Annotated in this window: 22 protein-coding genes and 1 pseudogene; 12 read left to right on the top strand and 11 right to left on the bottom strand. The window is 63.8% G+C overall.

The window, feature by feature from the left end:
* The first annotated feature begins 52 nt into the window (after positions 1 to 52).
* From E5X34_RS18395 to E5X34_RS18355, 9 genes are all read left to right on the top strand, one after another.
* On the top strand, positions 53 to 367 hold the full coding sequence (locus E5X34_RS18395; RefSeq protein WP_292567580.1) for a metalloregulator ArsR/SmtB family transcription factor: 315 nt from the start codon (positions 53 to 55) through the stop codon (positions 365 to 367).
* Positions 364 to 840, top strand: a complete 477-nt coding sequence (locus E5X34_RS18390) for an SRPBCC domain-containing protein (protein WP_292567578.1) — start codon at positions 364 to 366, stop codon at positions 838 to 840. Before E5X34_RS18395 ends, E5X34_RS18390 begins: the two co-directional genes overlap by 4 nt.
* 25 nt (positions 841 to 865) lie before the next feature.
* Positions 866 to 1,468: an ATP-dependent Clp protease proteolytic subunit gene (locus tag E5X34_RS18385; RefSeq protein WP_292567575.1), complete on the top strand. Its 603-nt coding sequence runs from the start codon at positions 866 to 868 to the stop codon at positions 1,466 to 1,468.
* A gap of 76 nt (positions 1,469 to 1,544) precedes the next feature.
* Complete coding sequence (locus E5X34_RS18380; RefSeq protein ID WP_292567573.1) at positions 1,545 to 1,823, top strand: hypothetical protein; 279 nt, start codon at positions 1,545 to 1,547, stop codon at positions 1,821 to 1,823.
* A 790-nt stretch (positions 1,824 to 2,613) separates the two neighbouring features.
* A complete protein-coding gene (uvrA, locus tag E5X34_RS18375) occupies positions 2,614 to 5,535 on the top strand; it encodes an excinuclease ABC subunit UvrA (protein WP_292567569.1) in 2,922 nt (973 codons plus the stop codon).
* The gene (locus E5X34_RS18370) at positions 5,535 to 5,945 is read left to right on the top strand and encodes a DUF302 domain-containing protein (protein WP_292567566.1); all 411 of its coding nucleotides are present in this window, start codon (positions 5,535 to 5,537) and stop codon (positions 5,943 to 5,945) included. The genes uvrA and E5X34_RS18370 overlap by 1 nt, the downstream gene beginning before the upstream one ends.
* Positions 5,942 to 6,400, top strand: coding sequence for a GNAT family N-acetyltransferase (locus E5X34_RS18365; protein ID WP_292567563.1), 459 nt, complete (start codon positions 5,942 to 5,944; stop codon positions 6,398 to 6,400). The genes E5X34_RS18370 and E5X34_RS18365 overlap by 4 nt, the downstream gene beginning before the upstream one ends.
* Positions 6,401 to 6,430: 30 nt before the next feature.
* Positions 6,431 to 7,237 (top strand): DUF72 domain-containing protein, encoded by an 807-nt coding sequence (locus E5X34_RS18360; RefSeq protein WP_292567560.1) that lies wholly within the window; start codon positions 6,431 to 6,433, stop codon positions 7,235 to 7,237.
* A 110-nt stretch (positions 7,238 to 7,347) separates the two neighbouring features.
* Positions 7,348 to 8,493: a GGDEF domain-containing protein gene (locus tag E5X34_RS18355; protein ID WP_292567558.1), complete on the top strand. Its 1,146-nt coding sequence runs from the start codon at positions 7,348 to 7,350 to the stop codon at positions 8,491 to 8,493.
* Between the two features lie 19 nt (positions 8,494 to 8,512).
* Here E5X34_RS18355 and E5X34_RS18350 read toward each other — a convergent pair whose 3' ends face one another.
* From E5X34_RS18350 to urtA, 6 genes are all read right to left on the bottom strand, one after another.
* The gene (locus tag E5X34_RS18350) at positions 8,513 to 8,689 is read right to left on the bottom strand and encodes a hypothetical protein (protein WP_126060673.1); all 177 of its coding nucleotides are present in this window, start codon (positions 8,687 to 8,689) and stop codon (positions 8,513 to 8,515) included.
* A 419-nt stretch (positions 8,690 to 9,108) separates the two neighbouring features.
* Entirely contained in the window at positions 9,109 to 9,804 is a 696-nt protein-coding gene (gene urtE / locus E5X34_RS18345) for an urea ABC transporter ATP-binding subunit UrtE (protein WP_041000655.1), read from the bottom strand.
* Between the two features lie 70 nt (positions 9,805 to 9,874).
* Positions 9,875 to 10,621, bottom strand: coding sequence for an urea ABC transporter ATP-binding protein UrtD (gene urtD, locus E5X34_RS18340; RefSeq protein WP_126060671.1), 747 nt, complete (start codon positions 10,619 to 10,621; stop codon positions 9,875 to 9,877).
* A 6-nt stretch (positions 10,622 to 10,627) separates the two neighbouring features.
* Positions 10,628 to 11,851: an urea ABC transporter permease subunit UrtC gene (gene urtC / locus E5X34_RS18335; protein WP_292567555.1), complete on the bottom strand. Its 1,224-nt coding sequence runs from the start codon at positions 11,849 to 11,851 to the stop codon at positions 10,628 to 10,630.
* Positions 11,848 to 13,464 carry an urea ABC transporter permease subunit UrtB gene (urtB, locus tag E5X34_RS18330; protein ID WP_292567553.1) on the bottom strand — a complete coding sequence of 539 codons (1,617 nt, stop codon included), beginning with the start codon at positions 13,462 to 13,464 and terminating at the stop codon, positions 11,848 to 11,850. Before urtB ends, urtC begins: the two co-directional genes overlap by 4 nt.
* Positions 13,465 to 13,570: 106 nt before the next feature.
* Positions 13,571 to 14,881 (bottom strand): urea ABC transporter substrate-binding protein, encoded by a 1,311-nt coding sequence (urtA, locus tag E5X34_RS18325; protein WP_126060668.1) that lies wholly within the window; start codon positions 14,879 to 14,881, stop codon positions 13,571 to 13,573.
* A 304-nt stretch (positions 14,882 to 15,185) separates the two neighbouring features.
* Here urtA and E5X34_RS18320 point away from each other — a divergent pair, with 304 nt between their 5' ends.
* Positions 15,186 to 15,575, top strand: a complete 390-nt coding sequence (locus E5X34_RS18320) for a hypothetical protein (RefSeq protein WP_292567549.1) — start codon at positions 15,186 to 15,188, stop codon at positions 15,573 to 15,575.
* A gap of 164 nt (positions 15,576 to 15,739) precedes the next feature.
* Here E5X34_RS18320 and E5X34_RS18315 read toward each other — a convergent pair whose 3' ends face one another.
* The 3 genes from E5X34_RS18315 to E5X34_RS18305 all read right to left on the bottom strand — a co-directional run bounded on the left by E5X34_RS18315 (position 15,740) and on the right by E5X34_RS18305 (position 18,364).
* Positions 15,740 to 17,311, bottom strand: a complete 1,572-nt coding sequence (locus tag E5X34_RS18315; RefSeq protein ID WP_126060666.1) for a GMC family oxidoreductase — start codon at positions 17,309 to 17,311, stop codon at positions 15,740 to 15,742.
* 48 nt (positions 17,312 to 17,359) lie between these two features.
* Positions 17,360 to 17,890: a gluconate 2-dehydrogenase subunit 3 family protein gene (locus E5X34_RS18310; protein WP_292567546.1), complete on the bottom strand. Its 531-nt coding sequence runs from the start codon at positions 17,888 to 17,890 to the stop codon at positions 17,360 to 17,362.
* 78 nt (positions 17,891 to 17,968) lie between these two features.
* Entirely contained in the window at positions 17,969 to 18,364 is a 396-nt protein-coding gene (locus E5X34_RS18305) for a VOC family protein (RefSeq protein ID WP_042642790.1), read from the bottom strand.
* A gap of 253 nt (positions 18,365 to 18,617) precedes the next feature.
* Here E5X34_RS18305 and E5X34_RS18300 point away from each other — a divergent pair, with 253 nt between their 5' ends.
* Positions 18,618 to 18,923: a ribbon-helix-helix domain-containing protein gene (locus tag E5X34_RS18300; RefSeq protein ID WP_292567543.1), complete on the top strand. Its 306-nt coding sequence runs from the start codon at positions 18,618 to 18,620 to the stop codon at positions 18,921 to 18,923.
* Here E5X34_RS18300 and E5X34_RS18295 read toward each other — a convergent pair.
* Complete coding sequence (locus E5X34_RS18295) at positions 18,920 to 19,627, bottom strand: purine-nucleoside phosphorylase (protein ID WP_292567540.1); 708 nt, start codon at positions 19,625 to 19,627, stop codon at positions 18,920 to 18,922. The two genes, E5X34_RS18300 and E5X34_RS18295, sit on opposite strands and share 4 nt — an antisense overlap.
* A 152-nt stretch (positions 19,628 to 19,779) precedes the next feature.
* Positions 19,780 to 22,365 carry a cell cycle histidine kinase CckA gene (gene cckA, locus E5X34_RS18290; protein ID WP_292567537.1) on the bottom strand — a complete coding sequence of 862 codons (2,586 nt, stop codon included), beginning with the start codon at positions 22,363 to 22,365 and terminating at the stop codon, positions 19,780 to 19,782.
* A 208-nt stretch (positions 22,366 to 22,573) separates the two neighbouring features.
* Here cckA and E5X34_RS18285 point away from each other — a divergent pair.
* Positions 22,574 to 22,982: pseudogene (locus E5X34_RS18285) on the top strand (flagellar biosynthetic protein FliO); the annotation flags it as partial.

Below are 22,982 nucleotides of genomic sequence, written 5' to 3'. Positions count from 1 at the left end.
GCGATCAAATAGCCCCTTGCCAAATCAATAAGTATCGACTTATGCTTTTGCCATGATCGAAGCAGAGATTTTCCGAGCCTTGGCCGACCCCACCCGTCGCGCCGTCTATGAGCGGCTGACCGCCAGCGAGATGAGCGTGAGCGAGCTGCGCTCCGGCATGAGCGTGTCGCAGCCGGCGGTCTCGCAGCACCTGGCCGTGCTGCGCGGCGCCGGCCTGGTGATCGAGCGGCGCGCCGGCCGCAACGCCTATTACCGCGCCGATCCTCAAGGGCTCGACCCGCTGCTCGGCTGGATCGAACGCTACCGCGCCTTCTGGCCGGAACGCATCGAGAAGTTGAAGACGGTTCTGAAGGGAATGGACCAATGACCAAGGCAGAAAACCCGACAGCGGCCGAGGCGCCGCTCAGCTTCGAATGCGAGCTTGCCGATCCGCCGGAAAAGGTCTGGCGGGCGCTGACCGAGCCGGAACTGCTGGCCGCCTGGATGATGCCGAACGACATGAAGGCGGAAGCCGGCAGCAGCTTCGCCTTTGCCGGATCGGATGCGCCGATCGAATGCGAAGTGCTCGAAGCCGAGCCCGGCAGGCTGCTGCGCTATTCCTGGCGCGAGCGGCCGGCCGACAAGGATGCCGACCAGCTTCCCGCTTTCGACAGCATCGTCACCTTCACGCTCGCCCGCACCGCCTCCGGCGGCACGCATCTCCGCATCGTCCATGACGGCTTCGTCCCGGTGGCGGAGCCTGTTCTGGCCATTGCCGGCGTCGGCTGCGGACTCTCGCTTTATGCCCGCAAGAACCCGGTCGCGGCCAATGCACCTTGCATGATGCTGCGCGCCGCCTAACCAAAAAGGACTGAGGAAACCCGTCATGAGCATTGCCAATCTGGTGCCGATGGTCATCGAACAGTCGAGCCGCGGCGAACGTTCCTTCGATATCTTTTCGCGGCTGCTGCGCGAGCGCATTGTCTTCATCAATGGCGAGATCAACGACACCGTTTCGGCGCTGGTCTGCGCGCAGCTGCTGTCGCTGGAGTCCGACCATCCCGACAAGGAGATATCGCTCTACATCAACTCGCCCGGCGGCATGGTGACCAGCGGCTTCGCCATCTACGACACGATGCAATACATCTCCTGTCCGGTGTCGACGGTCTGCATGGGCTTCGCCGCCTCGATGGGCTCGTTTCTCCTGATGGCGGGCTCCCCGGGACGCCGCATCGCGCTGCCCAACACCAGGATCGTCCTGCATCAGCCGCTTGGCGGTTTCCAGGGGCAGGCTTCCGACATCCAGCGCCACGCCGAGGACATCGTGCGCACCAAACAGCATATGACGGAGCTCTACGCCAGGCATTGCGGCCGCACCTACGAGGAAGTGGAGCGCACGCTCGACCGCGACTACTTCATGAGCGCCGCGGAAGCGAGGGACTGGGGCCTCGTCGACCAGGTCTACGACACGCGCAAGAAGGCCGCCTGACGTCGCAGGCCAGACGCGCGGCAATTTGATCGCCGCGCGTCTGGCATCACTCCAGCCGCGTCCCTATAGTCCGCGCATGATCAGGTCCGTTCAGTGCAGACATTTATGCGCCCTCGCCGCTCTTGCCGGCGCTCTGATGGCCGGCGCCGCGCTGGCCGATGACAGCCCGTCGCAGAAACTGCCCGGCGTCAGCGGCGACTATCGCATCGCCAAACCGGCGCCGCAGCCGGAACCCGATGACGCGCAGCCCGCTGGCAGCGACGGCTCGTTCAAGATCGGCAACACCGATGTCAGGATTGGCGGCAGCATAACGATCGACATGGCAACGGGCGGCATGAAGCTGCCGAACCACTGATCGGGGCCACGGGTTGAGCGCCCCACAAAATGTAAGCCCCATCCCTGCTGCGCAGACGGATGGGGCTTCATGGATCTGAAATCCAACTTTGGCCGGGAGTGGACTGCCGGCGTTCTGTTTCGGATGCAACGCGGCATTCAGCCGACGATCCGACTATGGTCTCTGATTGTTGGGAATCGGCAAGTCACGGTTTGTCGGGCTGGCGTTTCAAGTCTGCCCTGGCACTTATGCCCGCCGCGGCTCCATCTCCGTGTGGAGCCTCAAGGGACTGTCCGGTGGCGTCATGCTCCGCTCCTGGGTCCGTTGCGACAATGTCGTTCGAAGCGCTAATCGCTATCGCCTGCGGCGTCTCGCAGGCCGCCTGTTGGGCGGCGAGGCCATCGAAAGACGGCCGGCTTCGTTGACGCCTTTGAGACTGCCCCCGTGAGTCGCCGGCGTCAACCGTTGAATAGCCGGTTACCGAAAAATGTGATCGCCGGGAGGTTACGTGCGGGTAAGTCGAGTGCTCCGTCGATCAACGGGCATCGGCGACACTTGTCTTCACGAGGCTTCGAGCAACTGATTGCACAGCGCTTGACGCGAATGTTTCCACAACGCTTTGTCAGGAGCGTGTTCGGCCTTTGTTCTTTCCGCTTGCCCGCTCGCGCGAAAGACGGTTAAACCCATCATTGGCCACCTCCGTCGAGATTTGTGGCGTCTCTCGACGCGGCGGCAAAACAACCTACATAAGGGATGGCCGGGACGAACCCGCCCAATCCAGCAAATTCCAGATCTGAGGCGGCGACCGGCGATGGCCGACCATAAATATCTTTCCATTCGCGGGGCGCGCGAACACAATCTGAAGAACATCGATCTCGACCTGCCGCGCGACAGCCTGATCGTCATGACTGGACTGTCGGGCTCCGGCAAGTCGTCGCTCGCTTTCGACACCATCTATGCCGAGGGCCAGCGCCGCTATGTCGAAAGCCTGTCGGCCTATGCCCGGCAGTTCCTGGAGATGATGCAGAAGCCGGATGTCGACCAGATTGACGGCCTGTCGCCCGCCATCTCGATTGAGCAGAAGACCACCTCGCGCAACCCGCGCTCGACGGTTGGCACCGTCACCGAGATCTACGACTATATGCGCCTGCTTTTCGCGCGCGTCGGCATTCCTTATTCGCCGGCAACCGGCCTGCCGATCGAGAGCCAGACCGTCAGCCAGATGGTAGATCGCGTGCTGGCGCTGGACGAAGGCACGCGCCTGTTCCTGCTGGCGCCGATCGTGCGCGGCCGCAAGGGCGAATACCGCAAGGAACTGCTGGAGCTGCAGAAGAAGGGTTTCCAGCGCGTCAAGGTCGACGGCGTCTTCTATGAGATCGCCGACGTGCCGGCGCTGGACAAAAAGTACAAGCATGACATCGACGTCGTCGTCGACCGCATCGTCGTGCGCGGCGATCTTGCGACCAGGCTCGCGGATTCGATGGAAACCGCGCTGAAGCTGGCCGACGGCCTTGCCGTGGCCGAGTTCGCCGACCGGCCGCTCGACGCCAGCCTGACCGGCGAGGACTCGGTCAACAAGTCGAAGAACGAAACGCATGAGCGCATCCTGTTCTCGGAAAAATTCGCCTGCCCGGTGTCCGGCTTCACCATTCCGGAGATCGAGCCAAGGCTGTTCTCCTTCAACAACCCGTTCGGCGCCTGCCCGACCTGCGATGGCCTCGGCAGCCAGCGCGCCATCGATCCCAACCTCGTCGTGCCGGACGAGAACATCTCGCTGCGCGACGGCGCCATCAGCCCATGGGCGAAGTCGACCTCGCCCTATTACGCGCAGACGCTTGAAGCGCTGGGCAAGGCCTATGGCTTCAAGCTTGGCGACAAGTTCAAGGATCTGAGCGCCCAGGCGAAAGAAGCCGTGCTGCATGGCACCGGCGAGCGCGAGATCACCTTCCAGTATGATGACGGCCTGCGCTCCTACAAGACGACCAAGACCTTCGAGGGCGTGATCCCCAATCTCGACCGGCGCTGGAAGGAAACGGAATCGGCCTGGATGCGCGAGGAGATCGAGCGCTTCATGTCGGCCACGCCCTGCCCCGCCTGCAACGGCTACAGGCTGAAGCCGGAAGCGCTTGCGGTGAAGATCGGCGGTAAGCACATCGGCGAAGTCACCGAGCTCTCGATCCGCAAGGCCGACCAGTGGTTCACCGACCTGCCGGCGCAGTTGAACGACAAGCAGAACGAGATCGCGGTGCGCGTGCTCAAGGAGATCCGCGAGCGGCTGCGCTTCTTGAACGATGTAGGCCTCGACTATCTGACGCTGTCGCGCAACTCCGGCACGCTGTCGGGCGGCGAGAGCCAGCGCATCCGTCTCGCCTCGCAGATTGGCTCAGGCCTCACCGGCGTGCTCTATGTGCTGGACGAGCCGTCGATCGGCCTGCACCAGCGCGACAATGCTCGCCTGCTCGATACGCTGAAGCACCTGCGCGACATCGGCAACACAGTGATCGTCGTCGAGCATGACGAGGACGCCATCCTGCATGCCGATTACGTCGTCGACATCGGTCCGGCCGCCGGCATCCATGGCGGTCAGATCATCGCGCAGGGCACGCCGCAGCAGATCATGGCGACGCCCGCCTCGATCACCGGCAAGTACCTGTCGGGCGAGCTCGAAGTGGCGACGCCGGCTGTGCGCCGCGAAGCCAAGAAGAACCGGCGCATCAAGGTCGTCAGCGCACGCGGCAACAATCTGAAGAACGTGACGGCGGAGATCCCGCTCGGCACCTTCACCGCGGTCACCGGCGTATCCGGCGGCGGCAAGTCGACCTTCCTGATCGAAACGCTGTTCAAGGCGGCCTCGCGCCGCATCATGGGCTCGCGCGAGCATCCGGCCGAGCATGACCGCATCGAGGGGCTGGAGTTCCTCGACAAGGTCATCGACATCGACCAGTCGCCGATCGGCCGCACGCCGCGCTCCAACCCGGCGACCTATACCGGCGCCTTCACGCCGATCCGCGACTGGTTCGCCGGACTCCCCGAAGCGAAGGCGCGCGGCTACCAGCCGGGGCGCTTCTCCTTCAACGTCAAGGGCGGCCGCTGCGAGGCCTGCCAGGGCGACGGCGTCATCAAGATCGAGATGCACTTCCTGCCCGACGTCTACGTCACCTGCGACGTCTGCCACGGCAAGCGCTACAACCGCGAGACGCTCGACGTGCTGTTCAAGGGCAAGTCGATCGCCGACGTGCTCGACATGACCGTCGAGGAAGGCGTCGAGTTCTTCTCGGCGGTGCCGGGCGTCCGCGACAAGCTGGTGACGCTGAACCAGGTCGGCCTCGGCTACATCCATATCGGCCAGCAGGCGACGACACTGTCGGGCGGCGAGGCGCAGCGCATCAAGCTCGCCAAGGAATTGTCGCGCAAGGCGACCGGCAAGACACTCTACATCCTCGACGAGCCGACCACCGGCCTGCACTTCCACGACGTGGCCAAGCTGCTCGAAGTGCTGCACGAGCTGGTCGACCAGGGCAACACGGTGGTGGTCATCGAGCACAATCTCGAAGTCATCAAGACCGCCGACTGGGTGCTCGACCTCGGCCCCGAAGGTGGCGACGGCGGCGGCGAGCTTGTGGCATCAGGCACGCCCGAAGCGATCGTGCGCGAGAAGCGCAGCTATACCGGTCAGTTCCTGAAGGAGCTTCTGGAGCGGCGCCCCGGAGGCAAACGCGAAGCGGCCGAGTGATGACGGAAAACGGTCTCGTCTCCGTCGAAAGCCGCTTCGGCGTCGCCGAAACCGTCGATCGTCTCGTTGAGGCGGTCACCAGCGCCGGACTGCGCGTTTTCGCACGCATCGACCACGCCGCCGGCGCGCACGAGGTCGGTGCCGCACTGCGTCCAACGGAACTGCTGATCTTCGGCCACCCGAAGGGCGGCACGCCACTGATGCAGGATCGCCAGCTGGCCGGGATCGACCTGCCGATCAAGGCGCTGGCCTGGGAAGACGAACAAGGCAAGGTCTGGCTGTCCTACAACGACACGCACTGGCTGGCGGGGCGCCATGGCCTGAGCGATGCCAGCCGCGACGCCGTCGCGGCCATAGCTGCCGGGATGCAGAAGGTTGTCGCAGCCGCTGCCGGAGCAGGCCAACCATGAGACTGGGCCGCCCCGAGGACCTCGCCGCCGTCGTTGCGCTGACCACCGATGCCTATGCGCCTTACACGCGCATCTTCGGTGGACCGCCGATCCCGGTCACCGAGGACTATGCGCCGCGCATCGAGCGCGGCGAGGTCTGGCTGCTGGAAGAAGGCTCGGAGCTCGCCGGATTGATCGTCCTCGAGCGTCATGCGGACCACGCCATGATCTTCAGCGTCGCCGTTGCGCCGGCCTTCCAGGGCAGGAAGCTCGGCATCATATTGCTCGACTTCGCCGACAAGCAGGCGCAGTCATGGAGCGTGCCTGAGGTGCGGCTCTACACCAATTCGCGCATGGAGCGGAATATCGCGCTCTATTCAGCTTACGGTTATCGCGAAACGGGTCGCCGCGCCAATCCGTACCGGCCAGGATGGACGCTGGTCGACATGGCGAAGCCGGTCGACGAAGCGGCCTGACCACATCTTGAAACGCGGAGGAGGAAGACGATGACTGCCCAGGGAAAAATCCGCGCCGGCATGGGTGGCTGGACTTTCGAGCCGTGGGATACCTCCTTCTATCCGGAGAAGCTCGCCAAGGCCAAGCAACTGCACTACGCCAGCCGCCAAGTGCCAACCATCGAGATCAACGGCACCTATTATTCCAGCTTCAAGGAACCGACCTTCGTCAAATGGGCCAAAGACACGCCGGATGGCTTCGTCTTCTCGCTCAAGGGCAACCGCTTCGTCACCAACCGCCGCGTGCTCGGCGAGGCCGGCGAATCGATGATGCGCTTCCTCGGCTCCGGCGTTGCCGCGCTCGGCGACAAGCTCGGGCCGATCCTGTGGCAATTCGCGCCGACCAAGAAATTCGACGCGGACGATTTCGAAGCGTTCCTGAAGCTTCTGCCCGAGAAACAGGACGGCGTGCCTTTGCGCCACGCGCTGGAAGTGCGCCATGACAGCTTCATCGTACCGGAATTCCCGGCCCTTGCGCGCAAATACAAAGCCGCGATCGTCTATGCCGACCACGCGAAGTATCCGGCGATCGCCGATGTCACCGGCGACTTCGTCTACGCCCGGTTGCAGACCGGCAGCGACGACAACCCCGACTGCTACACCCCGAAAGGTCTCGACGAATGGGCGAGCCGGGTGACGACCTGGGCGCAGGGCAAGCAGCCCGCCGACCTGCCACGTGCCGATCCCAAGACCGATGCGCCGGTCAAGCCGCGCGACGTGTTCGTCTACTTCATCACCGAAGGCAAGGTGCGCGCGCCCTTCGGCGCCATGGCGCTGATGAAGCGGGTGGCGAACTGATAAGGGCAAATCCAGCAATCTTCGCGGCGATCGTAACGTAATCGATACTTCCTTGCTCCATTAATGGACCTACGTCAGGTTGCAGAAGCCTGGCGCCGGCAAGGACGCGCATGCTGCTCGACTACAACTCACTGCTTCTGGCCGTCGGCTTCTCCGCCGCTTGCCTCAGCCTCACCCTGTTCGGAACCTGGATGGCCGCTCGTTCCGACCGGTTCCTGCTGACCTGGGCGATCAGCGTGCTGGTCGTGGTGTGCGAAGTCTTTGCCTACGACGCCTATATCAAGGCGCCAGGAACGGCCCTTGGCGTGCTGACGCTGGCGGTGCTGCTGCTGGGTTTCTCGGTCATGCTCGGTGCTGCCCATCAGTTCAGGACCAGGCGCTCGCCCTTGCCGCTTATCGCGCTCGGCGTCGGCATTTCCTGTGCCCTGGCGCTGCCGCCCATGGCGCTGGGCTATGACGGCCTGGGCTTCATGCTGGAGAATGCCTTGGCCGCGCTGCTCCTGTTCGGCACGGCGTATGAATATTGGCGGGGTCGCGCGGAGGCGCCCGTCCATCTCATCGGCGTGTCGCTGCTCTATTCACTCACCGCGGCATCCTTCGTGCTGTGCGCGGCAGTGCTGGCGTGGGATGGCAAACTTGTTCTCGGTCACGCGCCGAGCAACTGGGCGGAGGACCTGAGCCTCGTCATCGTGATCGCCTCCATGACCGGTATCGGCGCGTTGTCGCTGGCGCTCAACCAGGGACGGCTCGCCCGCCACCATCAGCGCGAGGCGCAAACCGATGCCTTGACCGGCCTGCTCAACCGTCGCGCTCTGTTCGACCTGCACGGCAGGATGCCCGTCAACGCCTTCACCGCTGTGGTGGTGTTCGACCTCGACGGCTTCAAGGCGATCAATGACGAGTTCGGTCATGCCGCCGGGGACGAGCTGCTCAAGGTCTTTGCCGAGGTGCTTTCCGCCGATCTGCGCTCCACCGACTCCGTCGCCCGCATGGGCGGCGAGGAATTCGCCATGGTTCTGAAACGCACCCTGCCCGAGACAGCCGAAGCGGCGGCCGAACGTGTCAGGGCCGCGCTCGCGGCGCGCATTGTTCAGACCGAGGCCGGACCGTTGCGCTGCACGGTCAGCGCCGGCTTCGCCTTCGGCAGCAGCGAGGGCATGAGCTTCGACAAGGTGCTCAGCGCCGCCGACAAGGCGCTCTACGCCGCCAAGCGCGCCGGCCGCAATCGCGTCCTGGACTTCCGCCTCGCCGGATGACCTTTTCGGGGCCTCACTCTCAGTGGTGAGCAATCACGTCGTTGAAGGCGTCAAGGTCGACATAAAAAACCTTGGTCATTTCGCCCAGCAGATCATCCTCGTCATAGCCTTGCGACATCAGGATGTTGATCGCGGTCATGATATCGACGCGCTCCGTGAGGCGCCGCTTCTGATAGTCCTCGACAAAACGTTCCATCGCCATCCCCTGGCAAAAGTCTTTTTGGACGCATTGACCGACAATCACTGCGGGGAAAGCTAAGCGGGCTTGCTTGCGTGGACCTTGCGGGCAGTGTCCGCGCCTTCCCCCTCATTCGCGACTGGCACGGAAAGCGGCCGACTCACCAAGGCCAAGAAAAGACTAGCATGGAGTATTGAGCGCGCCAGAGCCGTCGAACACTTCGTCATCCTTGGGCGCAGCGACACGAAGCGGAGCGAAGACCCGAGGATCCACGCCGTTACTTGGAAGCGTTACTGATGGTGTGGAATTTGGAATGGCGCTGCGCAAAGAACCTGTTCCGAGCGCAGCACTCTTCGGCCAACGTCACGGAACGGATCTTTGGGTCTGCGCCACGTCGCTTCGCTCCTTGCTTCGCCCAAGGATGACGACGACGCGAATTACACCGTGAGGAACTTCCGCACATCCGCCCTGTCGAGGTCTTCCGCCGGACCCGTATGCACGATCTGGCCGCGATCCATGATGTTAACCTCGTCGGCTAGCTCGCGGCAGAAGTCGAGATATTGCTCGACCAGAAGCACCGCTATCCCCGCCTGGTCGCGCAGATAGCGGATGGCGCGGCCGATATCCTTGATGATCGACGGCTGGATGCCTTCGGTCGGCTCGTCGAGCACCAGGAGCTTCGGCCGCATCACCAGCGCCCGGCCGATGGCGAGCTGCTGCTGCTGGCCGCCGGAGAGATCGCCGCCGCGGCGGCCGAGCATCTGCTTCAGCACCGGAAACAGCTCGAAGACATGCGCCGGGATGTTGCGGTCCGCGCGCCGCAGTGGCGCGAAACCGGATTCCAGGTTCTCGCGCACCGTCAGCAGGGGAAAGACCTCCCTGCCCTGCGGCACGAATGCGATGCCCGACCGGGCGCGGTCATACGCCGCGCTCCGGTCGAGCGCCTTCCCCTCGAAGGCAACGCTTCCGCTCGTCAGCCGGTGGTGGCCGACGATCGATCTCATCAAACTGGTCTTGCCGACGCCATTGCGGCCGAGCACGCAAGTGATCTTGCCGGCGCCCGCCTTCAGCGAAACGCCGCGCAGCGCCTGGGCGGCGCCATAGTGAAGCGTGGCATTGGAGACTTCGAGCATGGTCAGCCCCTTCTCCAGCGCTTCAGGAAAGCGAAATCGAAACGATAGAATGGAACCCGCCAGACCATGCTCAGCGCCCCAGATAGACTTCGACGACGCGCTCGTCCGCCGAGACGAAGTCGAGCGTGCCTTCCGAGAGCACCGAGCCCTCATGCAGGCAGGTGACCTTGACGCCGAGCTCGCGCACGAAATGCATGTCGTGCTCGACGACCACCACCGAGTGATCGCGCGCGATGTCCTTGAGCAGGCGCGCGGTCTCCTCGGTCTCGGCATCGGTCATGCCGGCGACCGGCTCGTCTACCAGCAGCAGCTTCGGGTCCTGCGCCAACAGCATGCCGATCTCCAGCCACTGCTTCTGGCCGTGGCTGAGATTGGCTGCGAGCTCGTCGCGCTTGTCGCCGAGACGGATGATGCCGAGTATGTCGTCGATGCGCCGCGCCTCGGCGGCGGAACGGCGATGGAACAGCGCCGGAAATATCGAACGCGGTCCCTTCAGCGCCAGCATAAGATTGTCCTCGACGCTGTGGCTCTCGAAGACGGTCGGCTTCTGGAATTTGCGGCCGATGCCCATCATGGCGATCTCGGCCTCGTCGTGGCGGGTGAGATCGACCTGGCCGTCGAAGAAGACTTCGCCCTCATCGGGCCGCGTCTTGCCGGTGACGATGTCCATCATCGTCGTCTTGCCGGCGCCGTTGGGCCCGATGATCGCCCGCATCTCGCCCCTGTCGAGCACCAGCGACAAATTGTTGATGGCGCGAAAGCCATCGAAGGAAACCGAGACGCCGTCGAGATAAAGGATGGTGTTCGACTTGTTCATGTTCGCTCACTCCGCCGGCTGCGGCTCGGAACCGGTGGCCGACCAGGCGCCGGGCGTCCTTGCCGCCGAGCGAACGATCTTCGGCTCCGGCATCTCTGGATCGGCGCCGGCTTCCGCGGCAAGCGACGCCGCGCGCAGCGCCTTGGCCTTGCCGCGCCAGCCGTCCCACATACCCACGATGCCCTTGGGCAGCAGCAGCGTGACGGCGACGAACAGCCCGCCCAGCGCGAACAGCCAGAATTCCGGCAGCACGCCGGTGAACCAGGATTTGCCGGCATTGACGAGCAGCGCGCCGATGATCGGGCCGACGATGGTGCCGCGCCCGCCGACGGCGGTCCAGATCACCACCTCGATCGAGTTCGCCGGATCGAATTCGCCGGGATTGATGATGCCGACCTGCGGCACGTAGAGCGCGCCGGCGATGCCGGCCATGATTGCCGAGACGGTGAAGGCGAACAGCTTCACGTTCTCCGCCCGCCAGCCAAGGAAGCGGGTGCGGCTCTCGGCGTCGCGCACGGCCATCAGCAGCTTGCCGTATTTGGAACGCACGATGGCCGCGGTCACGAAGACGGCAAGCGCGAGCGTGACGGCGCTCGCCGCAAACAGCGCCGAGCGCGTCGCGTCCGCCTGCACGCTGAAGCCGAGAATGTCCTTGAAATCGGTCAGGCCGTTGTTGCCGCCGAAGCCCATGTCGTTGCGGAAGAAGGCGAGCAGCAGCGCATAGGTCATCGCCTGGGTGATGATCGAGAGATAAACGCCGGTGACGCGGCTGCGGAAGGCGAACCAGCCGAAGACGAAGGCAAGCAGGCCGGGCACGGCCAACACCATCAGCGCCGCGAACCAGAAATGGTCGAAGCCGTACCAGAACCAGGGCAGCTCCTTGTAGTTCAGGAACACCATGAAGTCGGGCAGGATCGGATTGCCGTAGACGCCGCGCGAACCGATCTGGCGCATCAGATACATGCCCATCGCATAGCCGCCGAGCGCGAAAAAGGCGCCGTGGCCGAGCGAAAGGATGCCGCAATAGCCCCAGACCAGGTCGAGCGCGAGGGCCAGCAGAGCGTAGCAGAGATATTTGCCGACCAGCGCCACGATGTAAGGCGGGATGTAGAAAGCGCTTTGCGGCGACACCGCGAGGTTGAGCAGCGGCACGATGATGGCTGCCGCGAGCAGCGCGACGATCGTAATGGCAATGCGATGGTCGGCGGAAAAGAAGCGCTGCGCGATCATGCTTCCACCGCCCTGCCCTTCAGCGCGAACAGGCCGCGCGGGCGCTTCTGGATGAACAGGATGATCAGCACCAGGACGACGATCTTGCCGAGCACCGCGCCGGCATAGGGTTCGAGGAACTTGTTGACGATGCCGAGCGAGAAGGCGCCGACCAGCGTGCCCCACAGATTGCCGACGCCGCCGAACACCACGACCATGAAGCTGTCGATGATGTAGCCGCGGCCGAGATTGGGCGACACGTTGTCGATCTGGCTGAGCGCCACGCCGGCGATGCCCGCAATGCCGGAGCCCAGCGCGAAGGTCAGCGCGTCGACCCAAGGCGTCTTGATGCCCATGGAGGCCGCCATGCGCCGGTTGGCGGTCACGGCGCGCATCTGCAGCCCCCAGGGCGTGCGCTTCATGACGTAGAGCAGGACGCCGAACACCGCTAGCGCGAACACCAGGATCCACAGCCGGTTCCAGGTGATCGCGAGCTGGCCGATATCGAACGAGCCGGACATCCAGGACGGATTGCCCACCTCCTGGTTGGTCGGCCCGAAAATGGTCCGCACCGCCTGCTGCAGGATCAACGAAACGCCCCAGGTGGCCAGCAGCGTCTCCAGCGGACGGCCATAGAGGAAGCGGATGATGCCGCGCTCGATCGCCAGCCCGACAAGCGCCGCGACCAGGAAGGCGAGCGGCAGCGCGATCACCAGCGACCAGTCGAACAGGCCGGGAAACGAGGTGCGGATCACCTGCTGGACGACGAATGTGGTATAGGCGCCGAGCATGACCATCTCGCCATGCGCCATGTTGATGACGCCCATGACGCCGAAGGTGATGGCGAGGCCGATTGCCGCGAGCAGCAGCACCGATCCGAGCGAGATGCCGTACCAGATGTTCTGCCCGGCATCCCAAAATGCCAGCGTCGAATTGATACTCGCGATTGCGGCCGTCGCCGCTTCCTTGACCGCTCCGGAGGCGTTGGCCTCGACGGAGGTGAGGAGCGAGAGCGCGTCGCGGTCGCCGCGGGCGCCGATCAAGGCAATTGCGGCGAGCTTGTCCGTATCGGGCTTGTCCGAAACCAGTATGGAAGCGCCACGCGCCTGCTCCAGCAAAGCCTTGACGCTCGCCACGGTTTCACTGGCGATCGCTGCGTCGAGCGGCTCGATGTTGGCGGCATCAGGTGTCTTGAACATAGTGTCGGCGGCGGCGATGCGGACAGTCGGATCCTTGGAACCAAGCGTCAGCGTGCCCAATGCATCGCGGATGGTGCGGCGCAAGGTGTTGTTGACGCCGATCTGGGTTAAGTCATCTGCGGAAGCCTCGCCCGCTGCCTCGCCGCTCAGCGGGTCGAAAAGCTGGATGCTGTCGCTGCCTTCCTTGCCGACAAACACCATCGAGTCGGCGGCCCGAATGTAAAGATTGCCTTCCGCCAATGCGGCAAGCGGCCGTTCGACAGCCGGATCGCCCGTGGCTGTCAACTCGCGAACGATAGCTCCAGTCTCGGAAAAGTCCGCAGCTGTCGCGAATTTGGCGATGATGGCACGCAGATCGGCTTCCGCAGCGCCCGAGGACGACAGCGTCGTCAGCAGGAACAAAAGCGTGAGGCCAATCGCACGGAAGATCTTCATCGGTATTTGGCGACCCTTGAGGGTTTAATGGGCGTCCGGACGGTGGAGGAAACCGTCCGGACGCACGCAGTCTTGGGCTCGGACCTGATGGTCCAGCCCGGGAGGATCAGTTGGTGCCCTTACCGCCGCACTTGCCGGTTTTGACATTGAAGTTGCCGCAGCTAAGCGGCGCGCGCCAATCGGAAATCAGGTCCTTGGAATCGGGCAGGTAGTCGGACCATTCGTCGCCCATCACCAGGCCGGGCGTCTTAGAGACCGTCTGGAACTGGCCATTGGCCTGGATTTCACCGATCAGCACCGGCTTCGTGATGTGGTGGTTCGGCATCATCGCCGAATAGCCGCCGGTCAGGTTCGGCACCGAAACGCCGACCATGGCGTCGATGACTTTGTCCGGATCGGTGGTGCCGGCCTTCTGGACCGCCTTCACCCACATGTTGAAGCCGATATAGTGAGCTTCCATCGGGTCGTTGGTGGTGCGCTTGTTGTTCTTGATGAACTTGTGCCAGTCGGCGATGAACTTCTTGTTCTCGGGCGTGTTGACGCTCTCGAAATAGTTCCAGGCGGCGAGATGGCCGACCAGCGGCTTGGTGTCGAGACCGGCGAGCTCTTCCTCGCCAACGGAGAAGGCCATGACCGGGATGTCCTCGGCCTTGATGCCCTGGTTGCCGAGTTCCTTGTAGAACGGCACGTTGGCATCGCCGTTGACGGTCGAGACCACCGCGGTCTTCTTGCCGGCCGAGCCGAACTTCTTGATTGCCGAGACCTCGGTCTGCCAGTCGGAGAAGCCGAACGGCGTGTAGTTGACCATGATGTCCTCGGCCGGCACGCCCTTCGACTTGAGGTAGGCTTCGAGGATCTTGTTGGTGGTGCGCGGATAGACATAGTCGGTGCCTTCGAGCACCCAGCGCTTCACCGAGCCGCCATCGGCGCTCATCAGGTAATCGACGGCCGGAATGGCCTGCTGGTTCGGCGCAGCGCCGGTGTAGAAGACGTTGCGCTCGCTTTCCTCGCCCTCATACTGGACGGGATAGAACAGGATGTTGTCGAGCTCCGAGAACACCGGCAGCACCGACTTGCGCGACACCGAGGTCCAGCAGCCGAACACGGCGGCGACCTTGTCCTTGGAAATCAGCTCGCGCGCCTTCTCCGCGAACAGCGGCCAATTGGACGCCGGGTCGACGACCACGGCTTCCAGTTTCTTGCCGAGCAGGCCGCCCTTGGCGTTCTGCTCGTCGATCAGCATCAGCATGACGTCTTTCAGCGTCGTCTCCGAAATCGCCATGGTCCCCGACAGCGAATGGAGAATACCGACCTTGATCGTGTCTTCCGCCGCCTTGGCGGAAGCCGACGCCAGCAGGCCAGCCGCGACGACGCCCGCCGACAGGATCTTTGTTATTTTCGCGAAGTTACCCCTCATATGACACGCTCCCAAGCTTGTGTTTGCACCGCACCATACTCTGTGCAAGCGACGTGCCAGACGGGAACGCGCGCAACGGAATTGCTGGATAACGATGAGATTACAGCCGGTTACCGATTAGCCGGGAAATTTTTCGATCTGCTGTTCTGCGACCAAGTGAGAAAAGTTTACGCAGCGCTGCCTAGATTCTGCCCAAATGGTAAAACTGCCTCAAAATTCAGCATGTAGGCAAAGACTGGCTGATCGACCCGGTTGCAGGGCCATGGTGAAATGAGGCAAGGTCGCCGCGCAAACGAGCGACGTCATGACCCTGCGAACGATCCTGAGCTTCCTGCTTCTGCTGTCCGCCGCCGGCAGCGCGCAAGCCGATTTCACCGACGGCAAACTGCCCGACGGCGCCTATCACTGCGAGGTCTACCTGCTCGGCCTGTTCCTCGATCTCGGCGTGATCACTATCAAGGGCAATCTCTATAGCGGCCCGGTGACCTTCGGCGCCACGCTGCAAGCCTACGACTACCAGATGAACCCCAATGGCGAGATCACCTGGCTTGGCCCGCTCGGCGGCTACACCAGCGGCGGCAACTCGATCTCGATGACCCAGGCGACGCTCGACGACCCGAGCGGCCCCTCCTTCGACATCATCATGAAGCAGCAGGACGGCGCCTTCACCGCCTCGACCTGCACCAGAAGATAGCCGCCGGCTTCACACAAAAAAGGCGCGGAACCGATTAGGATTCCGCGCCAGCAGGCAGTCGGGAGGATGAACGCAATTCCAGGAAAAGTGCTTAGCGGTTTTCCGTCCGGAATTGCGTCAAACAAAAAATAGCTGGAGCGGGTCGGCGGTAACGCCGAACCGCTTCAGATAGTCTTGGCCGACATCTGCGCCGCGATGTAGTCGGCCTGGCGGATCGCCAGTGTCACGATGGTCAGCGTCGGGTTCTCCGCCGCGCCGCTGGTGAACTGGCTGCCGTCGGAGACGAACAGGTTCTTGATGTCGTGCGACTGGCCGTGCTTGTTGACGACGCCGTCCTCCGGCTTCTCGCTCATCCGGTTGGTGCCGAGATTGTGGGTCGAAGGATAAGGCGGCGTCGGGAAGGTCCTGGTGGCGCCGACAGCGGCGTAAAGCGCCTGGCCTTGCTTGTAGGCATGGTCGCGCATCGCCGTGTCGTTGGGGTGATCGTCGAAATGGACGTCGGCGATCGGCATGCCGTGCTCGTCCTTTTCGTCCTTGTGCAGCGTGATGCGGTTCTCCTCGCGCGGCATGTCCTCGCCGACGATCCACAGGCCCGCCATATGGTCGTAATGGTCGAGCGCCGTGGTGAAGGAACGGCCCCAGCCGCCAGGGTTCAGGAAGGCCGCCATGAACGGCAGGCCGAGCGACAGCGTCTCCATCTCGTAGCCGCCGACGAAGCCGCGCGACGGATCGTGGCGCGCCTCGTCGCGGATGATGCCGGCCATGGTGGTGCCGCGATACATATGCACTGGCTTGTCGAAGATCGCGTAGACCGAGCCGGTGGTGTGGCGCATGTAGTTCTTGCCCACCTGTCCCGACGAGTTGGCGAGCCCGTGCGGGAACTTGCTCGATTCCGAATTGAGCAGCAGGCGCGGGCTCTCGATCGAATTGCCGGCGACCGCGACGATGCGGGCCTTCTGTTCCTGCAGCTTGCCGTCCTTGTCGGCATAGACGACGCCGGTCACCTTGCCGGAAGCGTCATGGTTGATCTTGATCACCATCGAGTTCGGCCGCACCTCCAGATGTCCGGTCGCTTCGCCCTTCGGGATTTCGGTGTAAAGCGTCGACCATTTGGCGCCCCATTTGCAACCCTGGAAGCAGAATCCGGTCTGCTGGCAGGAGTTGCGGTCGTCGCGCTGCACCGAATTGATCGCCATGTTGCCGGTGTGGCATTCCTTGTAGCCGAGCTTGTCGGCGCCGGCCTTGAGCACCTTGAAATTGTTGTTGCCCGGCAGCCGCGGCCAATTGTTGGTGCCGGTGACGCCCATCTTGGCTTCGGCCTTGGCGTAATAGGGCTCCATCTCGGCCAGCGTCACCGGCCAGTCGAGGAGGTTCGCGCCCTTGACCTTTCCGTAGGTCGTGGCCGCCTTGAATTCATGCTCCTGGAAGCGCAGCGAGGCGCCCGCCCAGTGCGTGGTCGAACCACCGACCGATTTCACGATCCAGGCCGGCAGGTTCGGGAAATCCTTGGCCACGCGCCAGTCGCCCGAGGTGGTGCGCTTGTCCTTCCAGGCAAGCTGGGCAAAGGAATCCCACTCGTCGTTGATGAAATCCTCATATTCGTGGCGTGCGCCGGCCTCGAGGATGACGACGTCGATGCCTTTCTGCGCCAGCTCGTTGCCGAGCGTGCCGCCGCCGGCGCCGGAGCCGATGATGACGACCACGCCATCGTTCTTGAGATCAAATGATGCTGCCATGGTTTCCTCCCATGAAATCCGTCGAAATGCGGTTCAGGACAGAGCGGCCTACAGCCACTCGATGTCGTTGAAGCCGCGCGCGATGTAGCCGCCCTTGGAATAGGACTCGCCTTCGTAGCCAAAGATCGGCCACAGCTCCTTCTGGTTGTAGAGGCTGACGACGAGACCGCCGCGCACCGCCTGGAAGAACGGCGTCCTCTCGATGCCGGTGAGCAGCGCGACCCGCTGCTCTTCCCAGCCGATCCCGCGATAACCGCCCTTGCCGGCCTTCTTGTCGAGCTCGGCGATTCCCTTCTCGATCAGTTCCTTATGGGCCGGGTCCTTGGCCGCCGTCTCGTCATGGCCCTTGACGGCAATGGCGTAATATTTGTCCGGCACCTGGTCGTGCGGATAGATGTCGCGCGCCATCTGGATCAGCGTCGCCATCGTCTCGGGCTTCAGCGCCGAGGTTTCGAGACCCCAGGCGTGTTCGGGGCTGATGACGGCGCTGCCGGAGATGATGAGTAGCGCGCCGGCGCCGCCGCGCTTGAGAAGCTCTCGCCGCGAAAGCCCGGCTTTCTTCTCATAAACTGTAACCATGATTTCCTCCCTGCTTGCTGTTCGCGCCCCTGAGGGCGCCGTTGCTGGCGCCGCGCCGGTCCGCGCGGCGGAATGTCCCTATTGGAAGCGCCCTCCTCGCTGCAGGACCTCGATCTTGTAGCCGTCGGGATCCTCGATGAAGAAGAAGCGGGCAATCCGCACCCCGTCGTGATTGAACTCGACGATCTTCCTCGGATTGAACCCGAGCGCGCCGATGCGGTCATGCTCGCTGTCGAGATCGGCGACCGAGACGGCGAGATGGCCGTAGCCGTCGCCCAGCGCATAGGGCTCGGTGCGCCCCTTGTTCACGGTCAGCTCCACCTCGAAGGGCGAGTCCGCATTGCTGAGATAAATCAATGTGAAAGTCTCGAAATCGAGCCGCTGCGCCACCTCGAGGCCGAAGGCCTTGTTGTAGAAATCGACGGACCGTGCCTCGTCGAGAACCCTGATCATGGAATGGATCGCCTTCGCCAAATCGGACTCCGCAGCTTTCTTGATTTCGAAGCCGATTATGCGTGCTGGCGAAAAAAGGTGGTGGCAGCCGATTACCACGCATGCGGCTTGGAAATGGGTAGTCTCCCGGCGCGGGCGAGGATGGGCGCGGCTAAGGACGAAAGTCTGATTGCCGTTGCCGGCCGTTGGATCGAAGATGACAAACGCAGGCAGTGTTCAAAAAGGCGCCGGCTCGCTCAATCGGCGCCCAAAACAAACAAAAACGGGAGGTACCATGTGCAGAGTCTTCGCCGGGCAAGACCCGGAAGGCTACCGGCAGATCAACCGGTCGATCCGCATCGACGGTCATTCGACCAGCATCCAGCTCGAGGCGACGTTCTGGCGTCTGCTTGACGAGATCGCCGACAGCCAGGGACTGACGACACCGAAATTCATATCGAAGCTCTATGACGAGGCGATCGAGATCAACGGCCAGATCCCGAACTTCGCCTCCATGCTGCGCACGACCTGCGCGCTCTATCTGCGCGGCCACCGGCCCAATGCCGAGGAACAGGCCGCGTTGAAGCGGCAAGCCGCCTAACTCTCGGCGGCGACTTCGAGCGCCAGCCGGCTCATGTCGGTGAAGAGGGCCTGACGCTCCGCATAGTCCGTCAGCTCGCCGGTGGCGATGTGATCGACCACGGTGAGCAGCGACAGTGCCCGGGCGCCGAACTGCGCGGCAATCCGATAGAGCGCGCTGGTCTCCATATCGACCGCCAGCGCCCCAAGCGCCCTCGGCTCGTCGAACCGCGCGCGGCCGTCGGGATGGTGGAACACGTCGCTGCAGATTGTCAGCCCGGCGCTGCAGGCGATGCCGAGATCGGCCGCGCGTCGCAGCGCCAGCGCATGCAGCGCCGGATCCGGTCCCGCCGGCTGGTAAAGACCAAACACCTGTCCGCTAACTGCGCTCTCCGCCCGCACTTCGCTGGAGATGACGAGCCCGCGCAAGGGCACATCGTCCGACAAGCCGCCACTGGTGCCGGTGCGTATCAGCGTCTTCACGCCATGATAGTCGAGCAATTCATGCGCGTAGATCAGGAAGGATGAAACGCCGATGCCGGTCGCCTGGATGCTGACCGGCTTGCCGCGGAACTGGCCGGTGAAGCCCAGCGCGCCCCTTCGGCGATTGACGCAGCGAGGCGCCTCGAGAAAGGTCTCCGACATCCATTGGGCGCGCTCGGGATCGCCCGGCAACAGGACCGTTTCGGCATAATCGCCCCTGCCCGCCTCGATATGCGGCGTCACGCGCTGCTACCCTCTGATAGACCCATCCGGCGACCATCATGGCAGGGCCGTCGCAATGTGCAAGCGATAGCTCATTTGGAAGCAATTCCAGCGAGCTGTAAGGCGGTCAGGCGCCAGCGCCTTGCGTCGTCCGTCCCAATTGCGTCAGCGCTCTAGGATTCCAGCACGTCCTTGACGATCGTCGCCAATTGCTTGAGCGAGAACGGCTTCGGCAGGAAGCCGAAATGGGCGTCGGCCGGCAGGTTCTTGGCAAAGGCGTCCTCGGCATAACCCGAAACGAAGACGAACTTGATGTCCGGCTGACGCTTGCGCAGCTCGCCGAGCAATGTCGGCCCGTCCATCTCCGGCATAACCACGTCGGACACCACGATATCGACCTTGCCGCCGAGCGCCTCGAACACTTCCAGCGCCTCGACGCCGGACGACGCCTCATGCACGGTGTAGCCGCGCGACGTCAGCGCCCGCACACCGCCCATACGCACGGCGTCCTCGTCCTCGACCAGAAGCACGGTGGCCGAACCGGACAGATCCTTGGCCGTGTCGGCCGGCTTGGCCGGGGCCGCCGCCACGGCTGCCGGCGCCGCGCCGGGCTCGGCCTGCTTCTTCACCTCGGCGATGTGGCGCGGCAGGAAGATGCGGAACACCGTGCCTTTGCCGACCTCGGAATCGCAGAAGATGAAGCCGCCGGTCTGCTTGATGATGCCGTAGACCATCGACAGGCCGAGGCCGGTGCCCTTGCCCACTTCCTTGGTCGTGAAGAACGGCTCGAAGATCTTCTTGAGAACGTCGGGCGCAATGCCGCTGCCGGTGTCCTCGACATCGACGAGCACATAGTCGGCCGGCGTCAATTCGCGATAGGCGAAGGATTTGCATTCTTCCGCCGTGACGTTGCGGGTGCGCACCGTGAGGTCGCCGCCGCTCGGCATGGCGTCGCGCGCGTTGACGGCGAGGTTGACCACAACCTGCTCGAATTGGCCGATGTCGACCTTGACCGGCCACAGGTCGCGCCCGTGGTCGATCTTCAGCTTGATGTCGTTGCCGACAAGGCGGGCGAGCAGCATCCGGAGATCGGCCAGGACATCGGTCAGGTTGAGCACTTCCGGCCGCAGCGTCTGCTTGCGCGAGAAGGCCAGCAATTGCCGCACGAGCGAGGCCGCCCGATTGGCGTTCTGCTTGATGTTCATGATGTCTGGGAAGGACGGATCCGACGGCCGGTGGTTGGTCAACAGAAGGTCGGACGCCATGATGATGGCGGTGAGCACGTTGTTGAAGTCGTGCGCGATACCGCCGGCAAGCTGACCGACCGCCTGCATCTTCTGACTCTGCGCCATCTGGCCCTCGAGCGCCTTCTGCTCGGTGGTCTCGACCGCATAGACGATGGCCGATTCCTCGGCGCCCTCGCCGCCCGCGCTGTCGGCGACGGCGTTGACGTAGAAGCGGATATGGCGCTCCTCATTGCCAGGCAACACGGAGTCGATCGGCTCGATATTGGCCTGCCGCTGCCTGGCCTTCTCGAAGGCGGCGGCGAAGGCCGGACGGTCGCGTTCGTGGACGATGGTCTCGAACCGCACCCGCCGGTCGACGGCGTCGCGGTCGACCACCGATGAAAACAGCTGCAGGAACGGCGCGTTGGTGCGCAGGATGCGCCCGCTCGCATCGACGCCCGCGATAGCCATGGGTGTCGAGTTGAAGAAACGGGTGAAGCGGACCTCGGAAGCCCGCAGTTCCGCCGAAGCGTCCTCGCCCTGGGTACGGTTGAGCACGATCGTGCGGGTCGGGCCGTTCACGCCCTCGCGGCTTGCCGAAACCCGGTGCATGAAGCGCACTGGCAGCGCCTGGCCGCTCATGGTGGTGAGGTCGAGGTCGATGACGGCATTGCGGGTCGTGCCGGGATCGGCCTTGACCGAGCGGACCAGCGCCATGCCGTCGCCGGCGATGATTTCCGGCAGCGTGATGGCGCCCGGCGTGAAGGAGGCAAGGTCGATGCCCAGCCACTCGGCGAGCGTGGCGTTGATATAGGTGACGCGGCCTTCCTGGTCGGCCGAGAAGAACCCGGCCGGCGCATGGTCGAGATGGTCGATGGCCTTTTGCAGGTCGAGGAAGAAACGCTCCTGCTCCGCCCGTTCCTGCGAGATGTCGGCAAGCTGCCAGGCCAGCATCGGCAGCCTTTGCCCAGGCATGCTGAAGGCGCGGGCGCGGGCCCGGTACCAGCGCGCGCCGGGCTCGGCGCCGGGCTTGATCGACTGCGCCAGCCGGAACTCGCCGTCGCCCGCCTGGCCGTCGCGCAGGCCCGACGCCAGCCTGTAGATCGTCATCGAGGCCTCGGGAACATCAGACAAGAGACCTTCGACGGTCTTGAGATCGGCGGCCGAGGCGGCGCCCGTCATGTCGGCATAGGCGCGATTGGCATAGACGACGCGGCCCTTGGTGTCGGTCACCAGCAGGCCCTGCGACATCGAGTCGACAAAGGCTTTCGACAGTTCGTCGCCGGTCGACCGCGGCGCGATCTGCACGAAGCCGATCGCGGTCGCGAACAGGAAGCCGACGCCGATCATGGCGAGCACGCCGAGCATGCCGAGCAGGAAAGGATCGCCGAGCCGCTCGCGGAAAAGTCCGAAGACGATCGCGGCGCCGGTCAAGACGACGATGAAGACGATGAGCCTGGTGACGGCGCCCGGACGCGTGTTCTGGTCGACGATCGGTACCGGATAGAAATCGCCGCGCGCTTCCTTGGCCATGTTCCCCCTGCTCGTGATTCCGGTGTCCGACGGGCGCGGACGGCCGGTTGAATCACATTCTCCTGTAACGGAAAAGGCCCCGGCGGCAAATGTCCGATAAAATCAATGATTCATGTTTCAAACTGTTCACGATGGGTGATGTGAACTTGCGGCGGGCCGCCACCGCGGTCTAGTGTCGCCTGACCTCAAGAGGCGATTGGGTGCACCGATGCTGCAGTGGCTGGATAGCGTGGCGGGTCCGGGTTATGTCGCCGCAATCCTGTGGACGTTTGCGGCACTCATTTTGCTCGTCGTCATCCTGCTCGTCATCAAGGTTGTGCGCAATCTTACCTTCGGCACTTTCGTGGCCGGCGGCAGGAACCGCAAGACGCGCCTCGCGGTCATGGACGCGACCGCCGTCGACAGCCATCGCAGGCTGGTGCTGGTGCGCCGTGACGACATCGAGCATCTGATCCTGATCGGCGGGCCGACCGATGTCGTGGTCGAGCGTGATATCAGGCTGGCGGCGCCGCGCCGGCCGGCGCTGACCGGCGACAGCGGCCAGCAGCAGGCAACCGCCGCCGCGCGCACGCGCGCGCCGCAGCCGGCACCTCCGCCCGCCCCCGGCCCCGTCAGGC

The organism is Mesorhizobium sp. (genome assembly GCF_004963255.1).
In the GTDB taxonomy this organism is placed as follows: Bacteria; Pseudomonadota; Alphaproteobacteria; order Rhizobiales; family Rhizobiaceae; genus Mesorhizobium.
This window is presented reverse-complemented; position numbering and strand designations above follow the sequence as displayed.

What these genes read in the sequence shown, in the direction of transcription:
- E5X34_RS18395 (WP_292567580.1), top strand. Translation starts at nt 53, where the DNA reads ATGATCGAAGCAGAGATTTTCCGAGCCTTGGCCGACCCCACCCGTCGC.
- E5X34_RS18390 (WP_292567578.1), top strand. Translation starts at nt 364, where the DNA reads ATGACCAAGGCAGAAAACCCGACAGCGGCCGAGGCGCCGCTCAGCTTC.
- E5X34_RS18385 (WP_292567575.1), top strand. Translation starts at nt 866, where the DNA reads ATGAGCATTGCCAATCTGGTGCCGATGGTCATCGAACAGTCGAGCCGC.
- E5X34_RS18380 (WP_292567573.1), top strand. Translation starts at nt 1,545, where the DNA reads ATGATCAGGTCCGTTCAGTGCAGACATTTATGCGCCCTCGCCGCTCTT.
- uvrA (WP_292567569.1), top strand. Translation starts at nt 2,614, where the DNA reads ATGGCCGACCATAAATATCTTTCCATTCGCGGGGCGCGCGAACACAAT.
- E5X34_RS18370 (WP_292567566.1), top strand. Translation starts at nt 5,535, where the DNA reads ATGACGGAAAACGGTCTCGTCTCCGTCGAAAGCCGCTTCGGCGTCGCC.
- E5X34_RS18365 (WP_292567563.1), top strand. Translation starts at nt 5,942, where the DNA reads ATGAGACTGGGCCGCCCCGAGGACCTCGCCGCCGTCGTTGCGCTGACC.
- E5X34_RS18360 (WP_292567560.1), top strand. Translation starts at nt 6,431, where the DNA reads ATGACTGCCCAGGGAAAAATCCGCGCCGGCATGGGTGGCTGGACTTTC.
- E5X34_RS18355 (WP_292567558.1), top strand. Translation starts at nt 7,348, where the DNA reads ATGCTGCTCGACTACAACTCACTGCTTCTGGCCGTCGGCTTCTCCGCC.
- E5X34_RS18350 (WP_126060673.1), bottom strand. Translation starts at nt 8,689, where the DNA reads ATGGAACGTTTTGTCGAGGACTATCAGAAGCGGCGCCTCACGGAGCGC.
- urtE (WP_041000655.1), bottom strand. Translation starts at nt 9,804, where the DNA reads ATGCTCGAAGTCTCCAATGCCACGCTTCACTATGGCGCCGCCCAGGCG.
- urtD (WP_126060671.1), bottom strand. Translation starts at nt 10,621, where the DNA reads ATGAACAAGTCGAACACCATCCTTTATCTCGACGGCGTCTCGGTTTCC.
- urtC (WP_292567555.1), bottom strand. Translation starts at nt 11,851, where the DNA reads ATGATCGCGCAGCGCTTCTTTTCCGCCGACCATCGCATTGCCATTACG.
- urtB (WP_292567553.1), bottom strand. Translation starts at nt 13,464, where the DNA reads ATGAAGATCTTCCGTGCGATTGGCCTCACGCTTTTGTTCCTGCTGACG.
- urtA (WP_126060668.1), bottom strand. Translation starts at nt 14,881, where the DNA reads ATGAGGGGTAACTTCGCGAAAATAACAAAGATCCTGTCGGCGGGCGTC.
- E5X34_RS18320 (WP_292567549.1), top strand. Translation starts at nt 15,186, where the DNA reads ATGACCCTGCGAACGATCCTGAGCTTCCTGCTTCTGCTGTCCGCCGCC.
- E5X34_RS18315 (WP_126060666.1), bottom strand. Translation starts at nt 17,311, where the DNA reads ATGGCAGCATCATTTGATCTCAAGAACGATGGCGTGGTCGTCATCATC.
- E5X34_RS18310 (WP_292567546.1), bottom strand. Translation starts at nt 17,890, where the DNA reads ATGGTTACAGTTTATGAGAAGAAAGCCGGGCTTTCGCGGCGAGAGCTT.
- E5X34_RS18300 (WP_292567543.1), top strand. Translation starts at nt 18,618, where the DNA reads ATGTGCAGAGTCTTCGCCGGGCAAGACCCGGAAGGCTACCGGCAGATC.
- cckA (WP_292567537.1), bottom strand. Translation starts at nt 22,365, where the DNA reads ATGGCCAAGGAAGCGCGCGGCGATTTCTATCCGGTACCGATCGTCGAC.